This is a genomic window from Candidatus Poribacteria bacterium, from assembly GCA_021295715.1.
Lineage (GTDB): Bacteria > Poribacteria > WGA-4E > WGA-4E > WGA-3G > WGA-3G.
The window spans coordinates 22,525-44,465 of the sequence record JAGWBV010000013.1 but is presented as its reverse complement, the minus strand read 5'-3'; the positions used below and the strand labels follow the sequence as shown (position 1 = coordinate 44,465).

21 protein-coding genes are annotated in these 21,941 nt (G+C 48.6%); 2 read left to right on the top strand and 19 right to left on the bottom strand.

What is annotated here, in order from left to right:
- The 4 genes from J4G07_05830 to J4G07_05815 form a co-directional block, all read right to left on the bottom strand.
- Positions 1–211: hypothetical protein (locus tag J4G07_05830; GenBank protein MCE2413505.1), on the bottom strand; the 211-nt coding region annotated here is incomplete at its 3' end.
- Between the two features lie 221 nt (positions 212–432).
- A complete protein-coding gene (locus J4G07_05825; GenBank protein MCE2413504.1) occupies positions 433–2,076 on the bottom strand; it encodes a tetratricopeptide repeat protein in 1,644 nt (547 codons plus the stop codon).
- A 4-nt stretch (positions 2,077–2,080) separates the two neighbouring features.
- The gene (locus J4G07_05820) at positions 2,081–3,055 is read right to left on the bottom strand and encodes a SurA N-terminal domain-containing protein (GenBank protein MCE2413503.1); all 975 of its coding nucleotides are present in this window, start codon (positions 3,053–3,055) and stop codon (positions 2,081–2,083) included.
- 1 nt (position 3,056) lies between these two features.
- Positions 3,057–4,352, bottom strand: coding sequence for an L-rhamnonate dehydratase (locus tag J4G07_05815; GenBank protein ID MCE2413502.1), 1,296 nt, complete (start codon positions 4,350–4,352; stop codon positions 3,057–3,059).
- Between the two features lie 64 nt (positions 4,353–4,416).
- On the opposite strand from J4G07_05815, the gene J4G07_05810 reads away from it, so the two are divergent.
- Complete coding sequence (locus tag J4G07_05810; GenBank protein ID MCE2413501.1) at positions 4,417–5,865, top strand: tetratricopeptide repeat protein; 1,449 nt, start codon at positions 4,417–4,419, stop codon at positions 5,863–5,865.
- Positions 5,866–6,233: 368 nt separating this feature from the next.
- On the opposite strand, the gene J4G07_05805 is transcribed toward J4G07_05810, so the two are convergent.
- The gene (locus tag J4G07_05805) at positions 6,234–6,929 is read right to left on the bottom strand and encodes a superoxide dismutase family protein (GenBank protein MCE2413500.1); all 696 of its coding nucleotides are present in this window, start codon (positions 6,927–6,929) and stop codon (positions 6,234–6,236) included.
- A gap of 163 nt (positions 6,930–7,092) precedes the next feature.
- Between J4G07_05805 and J4G07_05800 the strand changes: the two genes are divergently transcribed.
- Positions 7,093–7,938, top strand: coding sequence for an acetoacetate decarboxylase family protein (locus J4G07_05800; GenBank protein ID MCE2413499.1), 846 nt, complete (start codon positions 7,093–7,095; stop codon positions 7,936–7,938).
- A 3-nt stretch (positions 7,939–7,941) separates the two neighbouring features.
- On the opposite strand, the gene J4G07_05795 is transcribed toward J4G07_05800, so the two are convergent.
- From J4G07_05795 to J4G07_05730, 14 genes are all read right to left on the bottom strand, one after another.
- The gene (locus tag J4G07_05795) at positions 7,942–8,778 is read right to left on the bottom strand and encodes a 3-oxoacyl-ACP reductase FabG (protein ID MCE2413498.1); all 837 of its coding nucleotides are present in this window, start codon (positions 8,776–8,778) and stop codon (positions 7,942–7,944) included.
- Positions 8,779–8,948: 170 nt separating this feature from the next.
- A complete protein-coding gene (locus J4G07_05790; protein MCE2413497.1) occupies positions 8,949–10,877 on the bottom strand; it encodes a hypothetical protein in 1,929 nt (642 codons plus the stop codon).
- A 124-nt stretch (positions 10,878–11,001) separates the two neighbouring features.
- A complete protein-coding gene (locus tag J4G07_05785; protein ID MCE2413496.1) occupies positions 11,002–11,784 on the bottom strand; it encodes a hypothetical protein in 783 nt (260 codons plus the stop codon).
- A gap of 35 nt (positions 11,785–11,819) precedes the next feature.
- The gene (locus J4G07_05780) at positions 11,820–13,154 is read right to left on the bottom strand and encodes an HNH endonuclease (GenBank protein MCE2413495.1); all 1,335 of its coding nucleotides are present in this window, start codon (positions 13,152–13,154) and stop codon (positions 11,820–11,822) included.
- Positions 13,155–13,220: 66 nt separating this feature from the next.
- On the bottom strand, positions 13,221–14,015 hold the full coding sequence (locus J4G07_05775; GenBank protein MCE2413494.1) for a LamG domain-containing protein: 795 nt from the start codon (positions 14,013–14,015) through the stop codon (positions 13,221–13,223).
- Between the two features lie 373 nt (positions 14,016–14,388).
- Complete coding sequence (locus J4G07_05770) at positions 14,389–15,162, bottom strand: hypothetical protein (protein ID MCE2413493.1); 774 nt, start codon at positions 15,160–15,162, stop codon at positions 14,389–14,391.
- 84 nt (positions 15,163–15,246) lie between these two features.
- Positions 15,247–16,035: an SDR family oxidoreductase gene (locus tag J4G07_05765; protein MCE2413492.1), complete on the bottom strand. Its 789-nt coding sequence runs from the start codon at positions 16,033–16,035 to the stop codon at positions 15,247–15,249.
- Positions 16,036–16,089: 54 nt separating this feature from the next.
- On the bottom strand, positions 16,090–16,260 hold the full coding sequence (locus J4G07_05760; GenBank protein ID MCE2413491.1) for a hypothetical protein: 171 nt from the start codon (positions 16,258–16,260) through the stop codon (positions 16,090–16,092).
- Between the two features lie 44 nt (positions 16,261–16,304).
- Positions 16,305–17,147, bottom strand: coding sequence for a LamG domain-containing protein (locus tag J4G07_05755; protein ID MCE2413490.1), 843 nt, complete (start codon positions 17,145–17,147; stop codon positions 16,305–16,307).
- Between the two features lie 44 nt (positions 17,148–17,191).
- On the bottom strand, positions 17,192–17,950 hold the full coding sequence (locus tag J4G07_05750) for a LamG domain-containing protein (protein ID MCE2413489.1): 759 nt from the start codon (positions 17,948–17,950) through the stop codon (positions 17,192–17,194).
- Positions 17,951–18,105: 155 nt separating this feature from the next.
- Positions 18,106–18,957: a phytanoyl-CoA dioxygenase family protein gene (locus J4G07_05745; GenBank protein ID MCE2413488.1), complete on the bottom strand. Its 852-nt coding sequence runs from the start codon at positions 18,955–18,957 to the stop codon at positions 18,106–18,108.
- Positions 18,958–18,962: 5 nt separating this feature from the next.
- Positions 18,963–19,691 (bottom strand): LamG domain-containing protein, encoded by a 729-nt coding sequence (locus J4G07_05740; GenBank protein MCE2413487.1) that lies wholly within the window; start codon positions 19,689–19,691, stop codon positions 18,963–18,965.
- A 94-nt stretch (positions 19,692–19,785) separates the two neighbouring features.
- Positions 19,786–20,823 carry a Gfo/Idh/MocA family oxidoreductase gene (locus J4G07_05735; GenBank protein ID MCE2413486.1) on the bottom strand — a complete coding sequence of 346 codons (1,038 nt, stop codon included), beginning with the start codon at positions 20,821–20,823 and terminating at the stop codon, positions 19,786–19,788.
- A 61-nt stretch (positions 20,824–20,884) separates the two neighbouring features.
- Positions 20,885–21,928: a Gfo/Idh/MocA family oxidoreductase gene (locus tag J4G07_05730; GenBank protein MCE2413485.1), complete on the bottom strand. Its 1,044-nt coding sequence runs from the start codon at positions 21,926–21,928 to the stop codon at positions 20,885–20,887.
- Between the last annotated feature and the right edge of the window lie 13 nt (positions 21,929–21,941).

Genomic DNA, 21,941 nt, shown 5'->3' with positions numbered 1-21,941 from the left:
TGCCGTCATCCATCATGGTGCCGTCATCCATCATGGTGCCGTCATCCATCATGGTGCCGTCATCCATCATGGTGCCGTCCATCATTTCCGAGTCACTTTCTGTCATCATGTCATCCGTAACCGGTGTCATGATCTGCTGAGCTCTGTCACAGGATACAAAGGCAAAACAACAAACCAAAATGGCGATTAAAATCATCTGAAACTTTAACATTGTTAGTGCTCCTTATACTGAATACTTCCTTATTCTATATACTAAAGTAAATAGTTATGGAAGAGCCATGAATCTCATGATGCAGCTTCGAGACAATAAAGCCTGTTCAGGTTAGAATATGACTCTCCAAGTTCATGTACCATACAATCTTGATGAATTATACTATTTTCTGCTTTAATTTTCAAGAAAAAAACGCAGGAGTCATTATTTGGAAGTTGATTCTATGGATCGGCTTTTAGGATTTCTGACCGAATTCTCAAAATATAGGGGTTTTTCGGAGCTTGTGCGAAAGCAGTTTCAATTTCACGACGCGCATCAGAAATTCGGTTGAGACGATAATAGACGAAAGCAAGTGTGGCGCGATGTGTCGGTTGGTCTTCGCTTTTAACGGCGATTTCGGCAAGGGTGAGTGCCTCGTCAAGTTCCCTATTTTCCGTTGCAAGTAGCGACGCTAATGCCGCTTTCGGAAACGGGACATCTGGCGCGAGTTGAATGGCGCGACGGAAATCGGTTTCTGCTATGCTGGATTCATTCTGTTTTTGGTAAATCTTTCCACGCCACAAGTATCCGGGTGCCCATGTCGGTTCGTGTTGTATCCCCATCGTGAGCGCGTTTACGGAAGCTTGTAAGTCCTCCGACCTCTCGTGCAAGTTTGCGAGTTGAACGTAGGTGTCCATAAAATCCGGTTCGTGTCGGATAAGCGAGAGATAGTGTGAAACCGCTGCGGCTTGGTTTCCGAGTCTATCTTCTATCATGCCGAGGTGCAGAAGTGCCTGACGTGAAGCAGGCTCTATCGTGAGGACACGTTGGTACATTTGCTTTGCATCTGCGAACTTGCCGAGTTGCATCTGGACGTAGGCGTAATCTTTCAAAGCGGGACTAAAGGTTTCATCCGTTTCAAATGCCTTTTGTAAGGGTGTTAAAGCATTCTGTGGTTGTCCTTTTTCAAGGAACCAGTGTGCTTGGCGACGGTAGCGTTCCGCCAGCGTGCGGCGATAACGTGCTTCGGCAACTTCAGCGTCTCCATTGTTCCCCATATTACGGAGAACATCTGCGAGCGATTTGTAAAAGATAGGTTCATCTGGGGTATATCGGATGGCACGTTCATAGAAACGTTGGGCGACGGCGTAGTGTCCGCGTCTGGCACCAATTTCACCGCGCCCGAAGGCGGCACTTGCAAGTGTCTCGTCTTGCGTGAGTGCTTCCCGAAATACGGCATCGGCTTCGTCGATACGGTTGAGTTTGAGAAGAATGTGCCCAAGGTTATTGTAGGCAGCGGTCGTTTCTGGATGTAGCTGCACAGCAACGATATAGTATCTGCGTGCTTGCTCTAAGTTTCCACGCTCAGTTTCAATCTGTCCTAAGGCAAGATACCATGCCACGGGGGCATCTTCGCCTGCACTTTTAACGGCTTTTTGGAACCATGTGTCGGCTTCATCGAGTTGTTTATTGCGATGATATGCAGCAGCGAGTTTGCCTTGCACTGTAAGTTGTAGGCGGGATATTGTAATATCACCTTGGGGGTGTGTTGAAAGGAGTCGCAAGGCATGTTGGAAAGCAGTGATAGCGGAGGGATAATCCGGCAGTTTTGCGGCAGCATCTCCCGCGCCGATATAGACAATCGGAAAATCTGGTGCCTTTTTGGCGAGTGCCTGATATAAACGGAGTGCCTCGTGCCAGTCCTCCGCTTGAAATGCATGTTGGGCATCTTTCAACTGCTTCTGGAATTCTTTAGGGTAGTCCGCTATATCGTCTCCAGATGCCAACGCAGCGAGCATAAACAGAAGCGTAACAATGACAAAAGGTCCCCATCCAGTTGTGTTTTTTCTCCCTGTATCACGTTTTCGAGGTAGATTGCACCGCATCCGTTTACCTCTCCTCGCTCTCTTCCTGGGCAAGTTCATCATCCAAAATATGCCAAGTTTCCTCTTCTTTCCGTCTGATTAACCACGCCTCAAACTGTTCGTTTGCCAAATTCTGCCGAATCCGCTCTGTGATTTCCTCACTGACTTCTTCATACGTTTTTTGATACGCTGAGTTATTCCGAATGCGTTCAACGATTTGGTATCCCTCCGAGAGGCGGAGGGGTGTACTCCGTTCAGAAACTTGTAATTTCGTTACGATAGCCCCTAAGGGGGTATCAATTTCAAGCGTTGCGACCTCGAATCTGAGTTCTAACTGTTTTTCATAAATTTCACGTACTGCCTGAAAGGTCTCGTTCTGTTGTAAACGTTCATTGAGTTTTCGCACCAGGTCCTCGTCCGCCTGTTTTTCTACCTCGGATCCATCTTTCGGGATAGAAATAAGTAATGATTTGAAGGTAACTGTCGGTGGCACAATAAACTCAGAACCATTGGCATTGTAATATGACTTGGCTAACCTCGCCACCTCTTCGCTGTTGATGGCGTTGAAGAAGATGCGGCGAAAGAATTCATCGTAAATCAACTGCTCGTAGACCCATGCTTCTATTGCCGCTTTTTCCAATTCGGACTGCTCCAAAGCGTTTTGGAACGCTGTCTCCGAAGCATATTTGGCGGAAATTTCTGCTGTTTTTGCGGCGACTTGTGTTTCACGCTCGGTTACAACGATGCCGCGTCGTTCGGCTTCTTGTAGGACGAATTTGCGGTTGATAATGGTATTGAGTGTCGCGCGTTTCTCGCCAGCACTTGGTGGCGCATCCGGGCGTGTTCCCAAAAAGACTGTAGCGATCCGAAATTCATCTTCGAGTTCGCTGCGTGTGATCGCATCCTCGTTGACGACCGCGATGATAGAATCAATGAGCGTTTGGGCAGACGCGTTACCACCGATACAGAATAAGATCAGAAAGGTGATGTAGCGGATCATATTATCGCGGATTCCTCGGCGTTAGCCACGCCTCTTCAATGTGCAAACCGAGTCCAGGACCGTCGTTTGGAGAAATGTAGCTATCCGTTGGGAACGATTCGCCTTCAAATAGTTTTGTTTCCTCTAACGGAACACCCGGTGGGGTGCCGAGATAGTATTCTACCCAAGGCGTATTCGGCATAGCAGCGGAAAGATGGAGTCCAGATTGCCGAAGTCCGCCTCCGTGGAAGATAACGGTGAGTCCAGCGGCATCTGCGAGATGACAGATTTTAACGCATTCTGTGATTCCACCTACCCAGAAGGTATCGGGTTGCAGAATATCCAAGCACCGTTTTTCGATAATCTGCTGAAATGGGAAACGGGTGTAGTGGTGTTCGCCACTTGCTAAGCTTACCCAATCGACAGCCTCTCTGACTTTTACTAAGCCATCAATATCCTCTGGAATGAGAAACTCCTCAATCCACTTGAGACGATACGGACGGAGGCGATGTGCTAAGCGGATGGTATAATCGACATCGAAAGCCATGTAGCAGTCGAGCATAATTTCAACGTCGTCACCGACTGTCTCTCTGGTCTTCGCGACCAGTTTTTCGTTCTCTTTCAAGCCCCATTCGCCGTCTACCGGTCCGTAGGGACACGCCAATTTCACGGCTTTGAATCCGAGTTCCAACTGCCAATCGGTATCGTTGCCGGTGGCGTAAGCGAACATTTTTTCACGCAACGGTCCGCCAAGCAGCTCATAGACGGGTTGGTTCTTAATTTTGCCGTTCAGATCCCACAAAGCGATGTCAACGCCGCTCATCGCGCAACTCGTTAAGCCTTGTGAACCGTAAGGTTTGGACATACGGAACATCATATCCGAGATCTTTTCAACGGCAAAGCAGTTTTCACCGATCAGCATCGGTGCGAAGTGTTCATCAATGATTGCAGCGACGGGTGTGCCGAAAGAGGTCTCTCCTATCCCCCAAGTGCCGTCCTCAGCGGTGACTTTGACATAGACCTGATCCCATGTCTTCGGCATCCAACTGGAACGGTGGCGCTTGTATTGTGGGTAGCGCGACATCGGATTGGCGACTTCGGCGTGGACATTCCACGGCTCACGGCGAGGTTCCGTCCGTTTGATATCACGCGGTGGTACGTTGATTCGGACTGTTTGTATGTCTTTGATTTTCATCATCTGGCTCCGTTCGAGGTTTGTCGCATGATACCGCGATTCTGTGTTTAATTCAAGGGATTTGATGGAAGCAACACGGGTTATTTCGTTTTGCTCCTTAATTCTCAATTTTCGGTTTTTCATTTGACATCTACTAATCAAGTATGTTATCATTACGCTCAAGTAACCAGCATTGTGGAGGTAAAAAGTGGGGCAACAACTGAGTCAAGAACCTACTCTTGTATATTACAACTCCAGTTCTGCTTATACCGACAATACACTATCCCCAAAGCAGGACAGTGTTGAGTTGCTCAATGCCTCTGGCATTGAGCACGCCGAAAATGGCGAGTACAATCTTGCTGTCAACAAGTTCAGCGCAGCGATAGAATTGGATCCAGAGTATGCAGGCTCTTACTGCAATCGCGGTATTGCATATTTCTACAGAGGCGAGTATGAAAAAGCAATTGAGGACTATAATGAAGCGATTAAACTGACTCTGGCTTTAGAGACTCCACATGATTCAAACTATGCTACTATCTATAATGACCGTGGTGCTGCCTATGGTAGTCAAGGGGAACATGATAAGGCAATTGAAGATTTCACGAAAGCGATTGCCCTTGACCCATGCAATGCTAACGCCTATAACAATCGTGGGCTTGTTCACTCCGAAAATGAGATTGACATAGCAATTGAGGATTACAGCACTGCAATACAATTGGCTCCAAATTATTCCAGTCCGTATGTCAATCGTGGTGTAGCATACCACAACAAAGGAAAATATGACCTTGCAATCAACGACTATAACAGGGCGATAGAGTTAAATCCGGATCATTTTGTAGTTTACAACAATCGTGGGCTTGCTTACTGCCTAAAGGGTGATCGGGACCGGGCAATTAAAGACTATAACAAAGCCATTAATCAAAAGCCTAATTACGCCGAAGCATATTATAATCGCGGTGCTGCCTACGGCATCAAAGGCAAAACTGATCTTGCCATTAAAGACTTTGACAAATCGATAAAGCGTAAACCTGACCATGTCGGTGCTTATTACAATCGCGGTGGGACTTACCTTATAAAGCACGATTTTAACCAAGCGATCAAAGACTTTACTACGGTGATAGAGTTGAACCCGGACTATACAGAGGCGTATAGTCATCGCGGTAACGCCTATCGCTACAAAGGCGAAATGGAAAAGGCGATTGCTGACTATAGTCAAGTGATAGGCCTGAAACCAAAGGTCGCCGAGTCCTACTATACGCGGGGTAAAGCGTGGTTACGCATTGAAAAATGGGAGGAAGCACAACGGGATCTGACCGCTGCTATACTTCAAGGTGTAGACATCGCAGATAAGTTTCATAATACATACGGCAGTATTGAGGCGTTTGAAAAGAAAACAGGTGTCAAATTGCCGGAAGGCATCGTAGAACTACTGACTCCACGGCAAGAACCCTTTGAAATTGATAAGGAAACGCGTGTCGCGCTGGCGATGAAGTATTACGAAAACGAAGAACTCAGCAGCGGCCTCGCTGCCCGTCTTGCAGGTGTGTCGCGTGAAGATTTCTGGTATCTGATGGCGGATTACGGGCTTTCTCTGTTTGGTACAGCTGAAGATCTCCAAGAGGAACTTGAGAATGCCCACAAAGCCAGTCATCAGTAATAATAGTCCACTTGTTGCACTTTGGCACTTGGACCGTCTTTCCTTGTTGCGAGATCTCTATATAGAAGTATTGTGTTGCAGGAAAACAGGATATATCTAAATGAATCGCTTATTGCTTATGCGTTAAGAGAAGCAGGTGAAGTGTAATAAATAGGTGTGGTTGGATGAAGTTTCAATAAATATTTCGGTAATTCTATACAGGAGAATTCTCAACCGAGACGCGTCTGCAATCCTGAGAATCCTTGAATCCTGAAAATCCTGATTCAGACAATTACCATTCCACATTACCTAATTAAATTCTAAACCTTGATGAAATCGCATCTACCATTTAGTGGAATCACAAGCACAGTTCGCTCTTACGGCGGAGTTTATTTCATAAGTTCTATCAAGCCACAGCCGATTTTGGCACCGCCTCCCGGTTGGATTGGAGGTGTCGTCGTCTGTGGGTTGGCATGGGAGTGTGGGGGTGTCCCCGCTGGGTGGAAATGCGGTTGGACTGTCTCCATATTCATATCCATCTGTATGTTCATGTGTTGTGCATGCGGATTGGTTAGGAAGGTGTCTCCGGTTTCGTGAACCATAATCAGTTTACCGAGGATGTCAGTCTCTGAATCTCCTCCAATGGACCAGAATGGGGTCTTAAATTCCAGAATACCCGTGCCATCCTCACCGACAGAGATGTTCCCGACTTCGCCTACGCCGATAGGTGGCGTATCGAGTGTTGCTTGAACAACGGGGATGCCGGGCGTCCCTGCTGGAACTCCCATCGGATGCCAATGCGGTCCTATGTCATTGCAGCTGCTACCGATGTGAAGATGCATAGCATGTAGACCCGGAGTGGCGTTCTGAATTTCGATGACAACGTGAACCACTCCATCCGTTTCCGTGAGGGTTGCTGTGCCGGTCAAACCACTACCCTCTATTTCAGAAATAGTCGCAACAGCGACTTTGTCAATAGGTTCCGTCGTAATCATCTGGGTTGGAATTTTTTCGCAACCCGTTACAAGGCATGTAGCGGTGATAAAAGTTATGATTACTTTGCACATGTCGCGTTTAAAGTCCATAGAGGTCAAATTGTTCCTTTCAACGTGGCATTGAAAGTATTATATTACACTTTAGTCCTGAAATCAATCAAGTCTCACGATTCAAAAACTGCGATTAGGACTTGACATTCCGTCCTATATTGATACAATAGAGACATACTATCCGAGACATGGAGGGAATGAGATGGGCTATAAATTAGATCCGAACGCGATGTATCGGATGCCGACACATTTTGGACCGAGGACGGGACCGAGATACGGACCCGATGGTAGAAAATTTGAGTGTAAGGATAACCCGAAATCAACGTCAGTTTCGGTGAGTTTCCTGACAAATAGCGAGCAACTTGAGGCTTTTCTACCGCCAGGCTTCGCACTCAACGGCGAGCCGGTTGTGTCTGTATCTGGTGGCTATATGAAGGAAATCGAGTGGCTCGCAGGACGGGGTTACAATACCCTCGGCGTTAGTTTTCCAGTGGTATATGAAGGTGAAGTAGACAGAGCGACGGGGTCTCTGTTGACGGTGCTGTGGGAAAATCTGACAGATCCGATTTTGACAGGACGTGAGGAGTTAGGATTCTCCAAAATCTATTGCGCACTTCCAGATCCGATAACTTTTAACGGTGAGACACACTGCACCGCCAGTTGGCTCGGTTTTAAGTTCATGGACATGCGCGTGAGAGCGACGGAACAGGTCACGATACCCCCCGCGTCGCCTCCGCCGCAGGCGAGTGATGAACAACCGCTCACTGGCACACTACATTATAAATATATGCCGAGAACGGGTGTATGGGGCACCGAGGATATCGCCTATGCCGTGCTAACGCCATCGCATACACCGAACAGAGTTGTGCAGGAGCAGTGGCGCGGCGAGGGCACCGTCGAATTCCACAAAGCGCGTTGGGAAGACCTTCCGACGCAGTATAACATTGTTAACGCCTTCCACGAATTGGAAGTCAAAGAGTGGCGTGGGGCATCTATCGTCAAGAGTGTCGGTGGGAAAGATCTCAGTGATCAACGCATCTTGCGTTAATGCTTAATCCATCACTGTCCCGCCTGAGACGGTGATGGAAACCCCTGATAGGTAGGCGGCTTCGTCTGAGGCGAGGAAAGCAGCCATCTTGGCGACATCTGCTCCCTCGGCGAGTCGCCCGATGGGTACGGCTGCTTCAGAGCGGCGTGCGTATTCCGCGAGCTGTTCATCAGCGGAAAGATTCTCAGGCATTAGCACAGATGCAAGATGTCCAAATCGCTCCGTGTCGACAAGCCCAGGGCAAATAGCATTGACATTCACCTGATAGGGTGCGAGTTCACACGCGAGCGATTGTGTGAAGCCGATCACAGCGAATTTCGAGGCACTGTAGGCAGCGAAGCGCGCCGATCCCCGTTTCCCAGTGACAGAAGACATATTGATAATTTTGCCTCCGGTTCCCTGTGCGATGAGATGACGTGCCACTGCTTGTGAACAGAGGAATACGCCTTTCACATTGACCCGCTGGACTCTATCCCAATCTTCTTCAGCCAGATCTACGACAGGCACACGATCCTTACCAGCCATCGTCCCGGCATTGTTGACGAGGATGTCGATTTTGCCGAAGTGTGCGACGGTCTGGTCCACCATCTCTTTTACCTGTGCCGCATCTGAAACGTCTGCAACAACGCTGATGGCGCGTTGTCCTATCGCCTCTATTTCACGAACGACATCGGATACGCCTTGCCAATCCGCTTGGTCTGCGGCGTAGGGGTGTTCGGTAATGTCGTTGACGGCAACATCGGCACCCTCTTTCGCCAAGCGTGTCGCAGTGGCACGTCCGATACCGTTTTTGCCGCCTGCTCCCGTCACTAAGGCGACTTTTCCATTTAAGTTGTACATTCAGATATAACTCCTTTACCTAACCTGTGTCATTTATAGTAAAGTCGAAAAATATGTAGACTGTTGCATAGCGAAACAACCCGTCCCGCTGCTGGCGAGGATTGTATCTTCGCCTCTTTAGAGTGTCTCATTAATTCTAAACTTTACTATAATGTGGTTTTGCGTCCGCCTCAAGGCGACCAGAGCACATAAGTCGGCATATCGAACAGGGTGCCGATGAGTGCCCACCCCCCTACGAACACATAGTCGCCCATTACCAATCCCAGAAAGAACGGAATAGCGCGTTGATGTGCACGTAGACCGAAGATTGAAACAATAATGGCTTTTATCATCCAACCGATATACACGGAGAACCAGAAATCAGCGAGCCCACCCCACGTTGCAGCTGTCATCACGTATCCGATCGGATGGAAGGGCCACCAGATAAATTTATGCCGCAGAAAATAGAGAATCCACGTCATCCCTGCGCCGATACTCATGGATTGTGTCCCATCCCAATTCGGGCCGGTCGGATTGTTGAGCCACCGTTCTAAACGTCTACCGAATACCTCCTCGCCGATACCGATGATGTAACCGTGTACAGCAAATGCCCCGGTCTCATAAAGGAGATAGAGGAACGCCCAAAATGAAGCAAGTGTACCGATGATAATCGCGAACATCATCACCCAAACCAGTTTTCGACTGTTGATACCGGCACGTTCTGCAAGTTTAAATCCCTCCAATTGATTCGGCATCGGATGGGAAACGTTGAGTCGATTGAGCCAGTAGTAGAAGGAGATGATTGTGAGATTACCCGTCCCGACGAATCGCGCCCCAAAGGTGACCACCATCAATCGTGCTGGATCGAGCGCGAGGATCTCATGTGATGGCGGACCGAATTCGGCACGCACGCGGGTAACACCGAGTGCCATTAAGGTGAAAATGACAATAAAGCCGAGTACACCGCCCAAGGACATACCTGCCTTTACCGAAAATAGGGTGAGTCCGATGCTTCCGAGGATTAATCCAGCGACAGCAACACGGTAAGGCATCGGTTCGTTTGAATCATCATACGCTTTTTTGGTCATCAAGCAATTCAGGATAACGTCACGGAGATGTCTCCGGGTTCCCCACAGTGCCAAGATACCGACTGCAAGCCATGCGCCACCTGCCCGCTCTGCAAAATAGAGTTCACCTTCACCTAACATCCCCATGCGAACCACTCGTTCCGCTTTACCAAACAGGTAGAAGAACCATGCGGACATCGAGATGTCCAACGGGACAAAAAATGTGAGTCCTATAATAAACGGATAGATAGATAAAGGCACCCACCCGACAGCGTTCCAAGGCTTGTCCGTGAACAAGTGCGTAATAGAATAAGAACTCAACTGAATAGCGGGAACTTGAGGGAATAGGTGGCTTAATCCTGCAAGGAGTTCAATAAACGCAGCGACCGAAAAGCCTATCCACATCGTGCTGTTTCTGTAAAAACTTTTCCGACCCTGCGCCATCTGAAGCGGTAGTTGGATGATCGGGTATGCCAACTTTTCGCGCTCCGTCCACTGAACGCGGATGATGCTATTGAGACATATTAGTGTGAACCAGAGGAGCGCGACAAATCCTGTCCAGACGAGGATCGGAACCATCCAGCCGCGTAGATGCTTTGGAAGATAAAAACTCAAGCCTCCCTTAAAGTAGGCATCCAGTGCATAGTCTTCAGGCACAAACCATGTCGGAATGTAACGCCAAAAGAGAGATGACCATTCGTTTTCGATAGTAGCGAACCGGAACGGATGGGCGAGTGTGCCGATCAGGAACGTCATCATGGAATGACCGCCGATCGTTGATACCATGACGACCATAATATAGATAACGAGGAGTTCTTGTGCAGTCAGCGCGTTGCGCGGCGAAAGTTTTTTCCAAACGAGGTTGAAAGCGATAACGGCGAAAAGAGTGAAAAGCGCGTTAAAAAAAAGCGAGACGAAGTTGAGGAGGAACTGCGGCTGGATCATTTCCGCCGCGTAGGCGAGCCAGTAGGCGTTCCCGATAACGAGGAGGGTGCCAATCAGGAGCGCGCGGAACGTAATTCCAGATGTAAAAGAAGCGTTAGGTTTTGGCATATTTAATATGTCGCCAAGCGTGGTCCAAGCAATTAGAAAGAATTACGGTTTCTGATTAGGCTCGGTGTCTTAGTTAGAGTGTTGATACGGATGCTTTGTAGGTACACTTGATCCGCTTGTAACCTTACTGTTTTAAGGCACCCCACGTTAAAGCAAGTTTACCTGAAGGTTCAACGGCTAATACTTCGTCGTCAAAAATTAGGTCGCCGTAGAAGAGGGCATCCCAGGCACCGCCCGGCATCCATCCGATCTGATGTTCGCGGCTACCGCCCTCACAATCGTTCGCGTGGAAGCTAAGTCCGATGGTCAATCCATCTTTCGCTTTGAAATCTTTACCTTTCCCGGGATTAGCAAACTGCGGGTTACCCCGCGGCTTCGTCGGATCGATAGCAACTTCATAGATGTAATCGTTTCCTTTATTGACCAGCACCCATTCGGTATTTTCCTTGCCTGCTGCAGCGGATAAGTCCTTGCCATTCGCGCCGAGCGTCCACTGAACGAGGCTCTCTCTGACCATACCATTGTCAAAATCAAACATAAATTCGACGCTGTCATCGTTCCACCAGGTGGCATCAGGGGGGTTAATATCTTGGAGTTTGTCGTCTGTGATTTCAACAGCGAAATAGATACGGGTTGGATCTTTGGCACTCCACGCGACTTTGCCTTGTCCCGTGAAATCACTGGCTTTAGGAAGACCTGCCCCCACATCTTTCAGTTCATCAAAGGCAACGGCTTCGGCACGTTCCCATTCACCGAGATTGCCGTCTACTTTAAGGTTCGTGATTTGTTTGGCGACGTACTGTTTATCACGCTTTGCAACCGCTGTAAGGTGCGTTAAGAAGAATATCAGCGTAGCAGCTGCTATCAATCTGCCTGCAACCTTACCGAAATTCATAAGTTTTTTCATGGTAACATTCCTTCGTTTTTCAATGTCTGAACCAGTTAATCCTGTGTGCCGCGCCTCTTCATCCATTTGCACGCGCTGCACAACAACTGAAGGTTATCAGGAGTATCAGTGTCTCCTTTGGATTGCGCTACAATAGCGTCGATTGTCATATTGCGAAAAGGGGATAATGTTTGACAGGTGTTGCATTTGCCTTCCTGAAGTCCAAACAGCCTGTGTTTACAGGTTCGATCCTGCTGGTAAAGTTTAGGAGCACCCTTTTGGTGGATGATCTCCTTGATAATACCGTGCTGTTCAAGACGAGTTTTCGCCAGTTTGAAAGATTTAGGGCTTAAATCGATACCGACCCAGTGGCGTTGTAGTCGTTCTGCGGCAATACATGTGGTAGCACATCCGCAGAAAGGATCGAGCACCATGTCCCCCGGATTACTGCTGGCACGAATAATTCGCTCCAACAAAGCGATAGGTTTCTGTGTGGGATACCCGATTCGTTCTTTATTTCGTGCCGTTAAGTTAGGAATATCTACCCAGATATTATTCAGCGTTTTACCTTTCTGTTCATCAAGATACCGTTTGTATCGGGGAACGTTTCCGGGGCGTGTTTGCACGACGCGTCCGGCTTCGATCTCCTTTCGCATCCGCGGTTCTGCCCACCGCCATGTTCGGGTGATGCCCATCACCTCATAGGTGAGATGAGAATCGGGGTCCTGCGTCTGAGCGGTGATAGAAGTATGCGATACAAGGCGTCCGGTGCCGGGTTCAACGTAATAATATTGACGTTTGGTTTTTTCGTCGAGGTCCCGCATATCGTAGGGGATCGTGACAGCATCAGGATTCCACACGAAATCGTTGCTTTTTGAATACCGGAGAATAAGATCGGAGTCTCGCGCCAATCCTTTTTTGAGATTCCCTTTGCTGGTTACAGCCCTTTGCCAAACGATCTCGTTCCTAAAATTGTCTCTCCCGAAAATGCCATCCATCATCATTTTCAGGTAGTGACTGGCGTTGTCATCGCAATGGAGATAGAGGGTTCCTGTCGGTTTCAGGATTCGATACATCTCCAGCATCCGGATACCCATCATAATCAGATAGGCTTTCATGGACTTTCCGTGAGTGAATTCAGTGGTACTGATGGCGTGGTAAAGATCGGGTGCTTTCTCTGCCAGTTCACCGTGCCACGCGCTATCTAAATCATTTTGCGTCCAGGAGTCTTTGAATGCTGCGCCTGCTGCTTCGCTCTCTGTCGGTGCTTCAAAAGTTCGGTTGGAGTTGAAAGGTGGGTCGAGATAAATCAGATCAATCGTATCAGCGTCAAGACCGCGAAGCACATGCAAATTGTCACCTTCAAAGATGGTTCGGTTCTCGACATTCATTTTGCTGCCTGTATAAAAAAGTCGGGTAGGCACGTCTGGAGACGTGCCTACGAAGTGTATAGTGTCTTATCGGTGTGCTTTGAGAGTCCCCCATGTCACAGCAAGTTTGTCGTTGGGTTCAACTGCAAGTCCCGTATCAGATTTAAAATTCTGATCGACTTCGGCTTCGTCAAGGACTCGATCATAGATGCTGAATTCGTCTATGATACCGGTGAAAACACCGAATTCACCGTCGGCTCTCCCATCTAAACCGATAAACATGTGAATACTTGCCCATTCATCTTCTGGGAATTGGGCGAGGTTAAGCACGCCCTCGGTCGTTGCTTCGCCATCAACGAAAAATTGAACCTTACTATCTTCGGGTGTCCCTGCGACAGCGATGTGATGCCATTTGTTATCGTCGATGGTATTTCCTAAGTCTTCGACGTTGCCGACCCAGCCGGTGTCGAGGTTAAGGACGCTATTGCGAAGCCATAAGGTTTTGGGACCCTTATCATCAGTACCGGGACCGCCTGTTTTGGCGAAGATGACGCCGGGACCAGAATTATCGGTTTTTACCCATGCCGACCAAGTGAAATCGGCGTTGAAATCAAACGCTTCTGGACTGTCGATTTCGACAAAATTTGTCTCGTTTCCGTCGAACTCCAATGCATCGCCGATTTTACCAGCGACTTTTTTCACATTTCCCTTGATAGAGCCGTTATAATTGCCGGTTCCGTCCTTAACGGTTTTTCCGTCAACATTGTTGGCATCGAAACTCCAATAACTGACCAGTCCATCTTCGACGATTTGAGCGGAGAGGTGAGTTCCGATAAAACTGATAGTCAGAATTAGTGAAAAAAGAAGAACCTTTTTCAGCATTAGTGAATCTCCTTTGATACTTTTATGTGTGGGAAACGTGCAAGCGAGGTCTCCTTACGTGGGAGTATCTTCTATCCTCTGTAGATTTTCCTGAGAATCAGAAACGCGCCGCCAACAACAATGATGAACAAGGCGACGGAAAATAGGAAGACGAAAATTGCTTGCAAAATTTGGAAGAAAATCAGGATACATGCAACAAAGATGACGATCCCGAAAATGACAAGTAAAATTGTTCCCATACATTAGTGTGTATGTGGATATGAATCCACGTTATAAGTAGTTGCCAGCGTTAATTGTCTTCGGTTGTCAGTTATCAGTTAAAGAGGACTCTGGTTAACAGAACCCTCTTGTTACCGATAACCAGTAAATTATATTAGTAGCGTGCTTTGAGCGCGCCCCAAACGGTTGGAAGTTTGCCAGTGGCTTGAACAGCGAGGATTTCGTCCGGTGTACACTCGTCAGCAGTCTCGCAGATAGCCCAATTGTCAAATGAGACAATGGTCAGCGCAGGCGCGCCTCTGCTTGAACCACCGTTGAGCCCAACTTGCCCGCTCTCAGGTCTGACGTTTCCAAAGTCAAGTTTACTTTCAAGAAGCCAGTCTTTGGGTTCATCTTTGCCTTCTTCCCAGATTTTACCGGTAAACCCTTTATCGGATATCTCAGCCTTCATCCAGTACCATGTACCGAGTTCTATTTCTCCGAAAGGCGGTTCGGTGTCATTCTGTTTCCAGGCGAGATGGTCATTGAGGAACTCCATGTTGTTGAGAAAATGATGGATCAGGAAGGCGTAACCGGAGGCATCTCCTGGATCAAGACGGAATCCGAGTCCACACCGGGCAAGGTCGCCGTCTCCCCAATCATCAACGCGAATCATCACTAAACCGGTATGTGGTTCTGGAAAACCACCATCAAGAACGAGATAAGTGTGATCTCCAGGTGCTTCATGCGTTTGACTGATAACGCCCCCTTTTTCTACCCAATCGCCGTCATGGTTTTTAAATTCATATTTTCCGTCAATTTTCCCGTCTTCAAAATCGTCGAGGTATAAAACTTCGCCAAAACTGGTGGAAGTCCATGCGAAAATAGCAACACACACCAGTATGGAGAGGAGAGATTTGTGGGTTGATAAACTCTTAACAGTTTTCATTTCAACAACCTCCTTCACAGTAATTCTTTTTTTGTTTGACCTGATGTCGGGAAAGCAATCGTCTCTGTCCAGATTTTGATACCCTTATGGTGTTGAACGGCGTTTACCACCATCCATATAAAGCGCGCTCCCAAACATGTAGGAGCAGGCGTCAGAGGCTAAGAAGGTTACAACATTTGCAACCTCTTCGGGTTCTGCAATCCGCCCCGCAGGGAGTTCTTGTCCGAGTTCCGCCAACAACGCTTCAACATCGCGTCCCTCACGCTCCGCTCTTACACCTTGCTGCGTGCGTGCTCGACCGGTGTTCGTCAATCCCGGACAAACGGTATTTACCAAAATGCCGTCACCTGCGACAGCATCAGAGAGCGCACGTGTAATGTTAAGAATAGTGATGTTAGCAGCCCCAGTCGGTATGTTGCCACGAGTCGGGCTTGTACCGGCTGAACCTGCGACATTGATGATGCGTCCCCATCGGTTTTCCTTCATGTAAGGAATAACCAATTGAGACATTCGAAGGTAACTATAGGTTTTCAGTGAAAGAGCTTCATCAATCAGGTTAGGTGTCAGTTCCAAAATATCGGCATTCCGAGCGGCACCGACATTATTGACGAGGATGTCAATACCGCCAAAGCGATCCACTGTCTCCTGCACCACCTTCTCACAATTCGCGGGTATATTTAGATCGCCTGCGACAGCATGTCCCTCGGATCCAGCCTGCTCAAGTGCCGAGAGTGTTTGATTGAGTGCGTCGTGAGTTCGGGCAGCAATGCAGACGTGAACGCCTTCTCGTGCGAGTGCGAGGGCACACTGCCTACCTATGCCTCGGCTACCGCCGGTAACGATTGCACGTTTGCCACGCAATCCTAAATCCATGTTTCGTGCGTCCTTTACGCTGTCTCTGGTTTTTTAATGGGGTATGGGAAACTACTATGGTGCTTTCAACCTTCCCCATGTGATCGTAAGCTTGTCGCGTGGTTCGATGGCGAGACTTGAACCACCTGTATCAAAGACTTCCACATCGTCAATGAGGGTTTCAGATTGAGATTCTCCTTCGGGATATAACGAAGGAGGAGATGCCCACCTCAGCTTGGTGGACATCTCATGTTCAATCTACTGTGTATAGTGCGCTTTTCGAGGCGTATCTATTGGGAGGATTTGAGTGAACCCCAAGTCGTCGCTATTTTTCCAGCGGCATCAACGGCTAACGCACCTTCAATGCCTTCACCGAGTTTTGTCACGTCATCATCAGAGAGCACCGTGTCGAAGATAACAACTTCGTCAATGATACCGTTCCACTGACAGCGTTTGCCACAGCCCGGGTCCGCACCGATGTAGACCTCTTCGGGAGATGCCCACGGCGGTCCTTTTGCATCTTCGGAGTTCTGTAGTTTACCGTTGACGTAGACATGCAGTTGCGATCCGTCCCATGTACCCACAAGGTGGATCCACTCTCTACCTTGAAGTTTATCTCCGAGGACTTCAAGTTTCGCGCCACCGTTGGCAACACGGATGTGGAACGCTGCCTGCGTGCTATTTTCACCGTTTTCATGGGCACCTGTTCCAAGTAAAAACTGCGACCAGGTTGAACAACCAAGCCCTTTCCATACCACACATTTGCCAGTCGGGTCCTCTGCTGCGTAGACCCAAGAATGGATTGAGAACCCATCGGAGTCTTTGAAATCCAAGGCGGCTAATGTTTTATCTTCGCCCTTCGTGCCGAGTTTAACCCAAGTGTCTGCCCCGTCAAATTCCAATCCACCGCCGAATTTGCCATCCACCCATTTCAGATCGCCGACAAATTCACCGTGGGTGTCGTTACCGGAAAGATCTTTTACCTCTTTACCTTTACCTTCTTCAAAGGTCCACATCCCCGCAATATCGCCTTCATCAAACGCCGCATAGCTTGCTGTTGTCATCGCGAAGCTGAGCGTTATGGCAATAATTGCAGTGAGTGTGTAATTCAGATACCGTTTTGCCATAAACATATTTATTTCCTTTTAGGAGGCGCGATTCAGTGATCGCTTCTCCCCTACTTTTTCAGACTGCCCCACGTGATAGCCAACTTCTGTTTGGCATCTACGGCGAGCGTCGTTTCAAATCCATCATTCATGACCGCTTGAACGTCATCTTCGTCAAGGAAAGTATTGAAGATGATGAACTCGTCGAGCAGCCCTTCCCATTGCCGGGATTGGTTCCAGTCGCCGATTCGGGCAGGATCGAGTACACCCGGGTTTCCACCCCAATCGTTTTCAATATCGAGTTCGCCGTTAACGAAAAAGCGGATTTTCTTTTCCTTTGCACTGTAGGCGGTTGCGATATGGACCCATTTGTCCATCTCATCGCCTGCTAACATATAGTTTGCAAAGGTATCGTTCCCACCCGGATTACTGTGAATCGAGAACTCGACTTTATTATTCGGGTGCATCTGGTAGTGGATGTCCCCGGCTTTCCAACCGTTGACGTTGAAGAAAACACGCCATGCTCCCTCACGTCCAGTAGATTTGACCCAATGTGCGAAGGTAATTTCTTCAAATTCACCGATCCGTTTCGGGATTTCGACCCAGTCGCCTGCGCCGTCGAGTTCGATTGCGTCACCGAATTTCCCGCCGACAAAGTTTCCACCTTCTACCTCACCATCAAACCCGTTTCCAGACACATCTGCGGCATCGCCCTCAAACAGCCATGCTGCCGCAATCATATCTTCGGTGATTTCTGCGTAACTCAGCATGCTGCTACCCAATATGAGCAGCGCACTGAGGATAACTGTAATAACTCTTGGATTGAACAAAGCAACCTCCTATGTGTTGCCAGAAGAACCGATAAGCCTTAGGTATTCCCGATTCTTCCAAGACATTTCTTACTCTGTGTATACTTTAAATTATAGCATAAAAAATCTGGAGAAACAACCTCATTTTTTTAAGACTGGAAATCTTGATCGGAGAATTAAACGAATCTGTCTTTGTGGGGACTGACTACCCATTGGGCGCGCCACATCTGCCATGACGTAGGGCACTGTCTGCTTTCACGCTCGCGAACTGAACAGGCTATCGCTTCGTGCCAGAGTCCGTTTAGCGGAGTACCAGTGCGGCTGAACCGAAAATCTGTCGACCAGCGGATGCTGTCGCTATGATTGACTAATGACCGATGGAAGACCAGATTGTTAAAAACGAGCAGATCACCTCTCTGCATCTCTAAGGTATCGATGTCGGTATCAGATGAGGTGGGAGAGAGGACTGGGACAGCAAATGTCTCGCCCGGCACCCTGTGATAGGTTTGTAAGCCTGACTTATGGCTTCCCGGTAGGAATTGTAGGGGACCATTCTCCAATTTAACATCCACGAGCGGGAGCCAAACAGTCAAATGTGTGTCGTTTTCGGTATCGGGCATATACGCGCTGTCCTGATGCCAAGGGAGCGTCGTCAGTTTTTCGTTCGGGAGTTTCGGACGCACCCAAAAATCGCCGTTGAACTGAATATCACTTCCGATGAGCGATTCCAAGACATCCAGTACTTTCTGATGGGTTATCAGATTGAAGAGTGCTTCGCTAAAAACGAGTGTATGCCAACCAAATACCTCATTTTCTCTGCCGCACGCCTTTAGAACAGCATGCCAACGACGTTCAAAAGGCATCTCTTCATAAGTATCCGAGATAACCCCTTCTTTATAGAGTTCGATGGCTCGTGTATTGACGACTTCAGAGACAGCAGTGATTAACGGAGCAAGGTCTGATTCAGGTAGTGCTGATTCAACAACAAGGTAACCCTGTTCCGCAAATTTTTCAGGATTCGTTTCCATTGTTTTTAACGGAGTCTTTTTATTACTCCCCAAGTCGTTGTGAGTTTGCGTCCCGGTTTCACAGGGAGCGGGTCCATAGAGTCCTCAACAGAGATGGCTTCGTCCCAGAATGCCACTTCATCAACGGCACCGCCAAAATGGTTCTGACCGTTGCGACTGCCAATGGTGAAAGGCAACCCTTCAGTCATATGGACGGCATCAGCACCCGGCATCTCACCTTCCAGTTTTCCGTCAACGTAAGCCTTTACGGATTTGCCGTCGTATGAACCGAAGATGTGGTGCCATTTTCCAATTTCAAGGGCGACATTGCCGACGCAACAGACGAGATTGTTGCCGGGACCGGTAGAGACTTCAAAGGAGAGTGTCCCGTCGGGTTCAATGAAGAATCCGTAACTCCAGTTAAGGTGAATACCCTTCTCAGCAACCGCGACCCATGAACCGAGTTTTAGTGGCTGAATCCACGCAGCCATAGACAACGCTTCGAGTTCGGAGATTGCTGGCGCGTCGGGAATCTCAACGTAGTCGGTACTACCGTTAAACGCTAACGCTTCACCGAACTTTCCGGCGACTGCCTTCGGATTCCCGTGGATGTTGCCGTCGTGACCGTTTCCGGTTAGGTCATCTACACCGTCTGCCTTGTCAAAAGACCAGTAGGCTACCAATTCGGCATTTGCTGTGAGATTGACGATGCCAAACAGGAGATAGGTTAGACACACAATTTTTGAAAGGGACATGGTTATGCCTCCGTTTAGCGAGTGTATGGCGAGGCACAAAGCCTCGCCTTCGCGTGGAAAGGAGCATGAGGTGCCAAAAAGGACAAAATCTGCCTTATAGTTTGGCTCTCAGTTTATCCATGAGCCCATCCGGTGGATCGAAGGGAAGCTCAATCACTTCGTTCGTGATACCACTGTAGTAAATTCCCAAAAGCAGATTGAACTCTGCAAGGGATTGCTCAAGATGGGTCGGATGCACCTTGCTCTCGTCGTCGAGCCAATCAAAGACTGCCTCTGTAAGATTGCCCTGTGCGACGACATCCTGTTCTCCGTAGCTAAGTGGACCCCCTTCATAACCATTTTCTGGAGTTGAGCGTTCCCAACTGCTAAACCGCCAATGCACGAAACCTTTTGTTCCAACGACAAAGACGCGTTTGTGGAAAAAGACAACCGGATCGTCGGAGGCAGTCGGTGCGATGGCAGTCCCGAACGCAACGGAGACATGAAGTCCGTTCTCGTACTGGACACGCGCACTCGCATATTGCGGAGAGGGTTGCGCTGAATCTAAGTGTTCGGCACCGGAGATTTGTCCGAGAACTCGCACCGGACGGGAGTTATCGATATAGGAAGATACCAACTGCAGCACATGCGGCCCCTGATCGACAGGGGTGCTCCTTGCACTCGCATCAATGAGCTTGATATCGCCGATGCGACCATCTGAAACATCCCGCTTTAATTCCAGATTTTGTGGATGGAAGTTGAGTTGCGTGTTGACAACGAATTTCGTTTTCGTTTCTTTGGAAAGCCCCGAAATTTGCTTCCAGTCCTCGCTTTCGACGGCAATCGGTTTTTCGATGATCGCCGCTGGTACCCCAGCATCCGAGGCTTGTTTCATCAACGGATAGCGGATACGCTCGTTGCTACCCCGTAGCACTGGCGCAGTGACGATATGAAGGACATCGGGCTTCTCTTTTTCGAGCATCTCGTCCAAGTCGGTGTAACGAGATGATATGCCGAAGTCATCCCCGAATTTGTTGAGTAACTCTGTGTTCATATCACAGATTGCGGCGAGTTTGCCGTTTTTGACGAAGCGATAGGCATCTGCGTGTGCGCGCGCACGGCCACCACACCCTAACATTGCGGTTTTATACACAAAAATGTCTCCTTTAATATTCTAAAGTCAACTCAAGATAAATGAAATTTTAATCATCTGATTATAGTTTCTCTCGGAGTATATCAATCAACCCATCGGGCGGTTCAAACGGGAGGTCAATAATCTGGTTCGTTACCCCGCTGTAGTAAATTCCCAAAAGTAGGTTGAACTCTGCAAGGGATTGCTTGAGATGCGTCGGATGCACATTGTTCTCATCATCGAGCCAATCAAAAACGGCTTCGGTGAGGTTACCCTGTGCGACGACATCCTGTTCCCCGTACTCCAATGGACCGCTTTCGTAACCACCGGCTGGTGTTGCGCGTTCCCAACTGCTAAATCTCCAATGCACGAAGCCTTTCGTGCCGACGACAAAGACCCGTTTGTGGGTGTGATTCCCCGCATCCGGCTCTTTCGGCACTTTCTGCCCTACACCTGTCCCGAATGCGAGAGAGACGTGAAGACCGTTTGCATAGAGTGCCTGAGCAGCAGCGTGCATAGGTGAAGGCTGAGTAGAGTCTAAATCCTGAGCACCAGAAACCTGTCCGAGTACCCGCACCGGACGCGAATTGTCGATATAGGAAGAGACGAGTTGCAATACATGCGGTGCTTGGTCGACCGGCGTGCTGCGTGCGCTGGCATCAATGAATTTGATGTCGCCGATTCTACCTTCTGCGACATCCCGTTTCAACTCCAAGTTTTTCGGATGGAAGTTAAGTTGTGTGTTAACGACGAATTTGGTTTCTGTCTCCTCTGCTAAGCCTGCAAGCTGCTTCCAATCCTCGCTTTCGACAGCAATCGGTTTTTCGACGATCGCCGCTGGCACCCCGGCATCCGAGGCTTGTTTCATCAGCGAGTACCGAATCCGTTGATTGGTGCCCCGTAACACCGGTGCCGTGACGATATGGAGGACATCGGGTTTCTCTTTTGCAAGCATCTCATCGAGGTCGGTGTAGCGTGAAGGGATACCGAAATCCTCACCGAAACTGTTGAGCAACTCTGTGTTCATATCACAGATTGCGGCGAGTTTGCCGTTTTTGACGAAGCGATAGGCATCTGCATGCGCACGGGCACGACCGCCGCAGCCTAACATTGCAGTTTTATACATGGAAAGGTCTCCT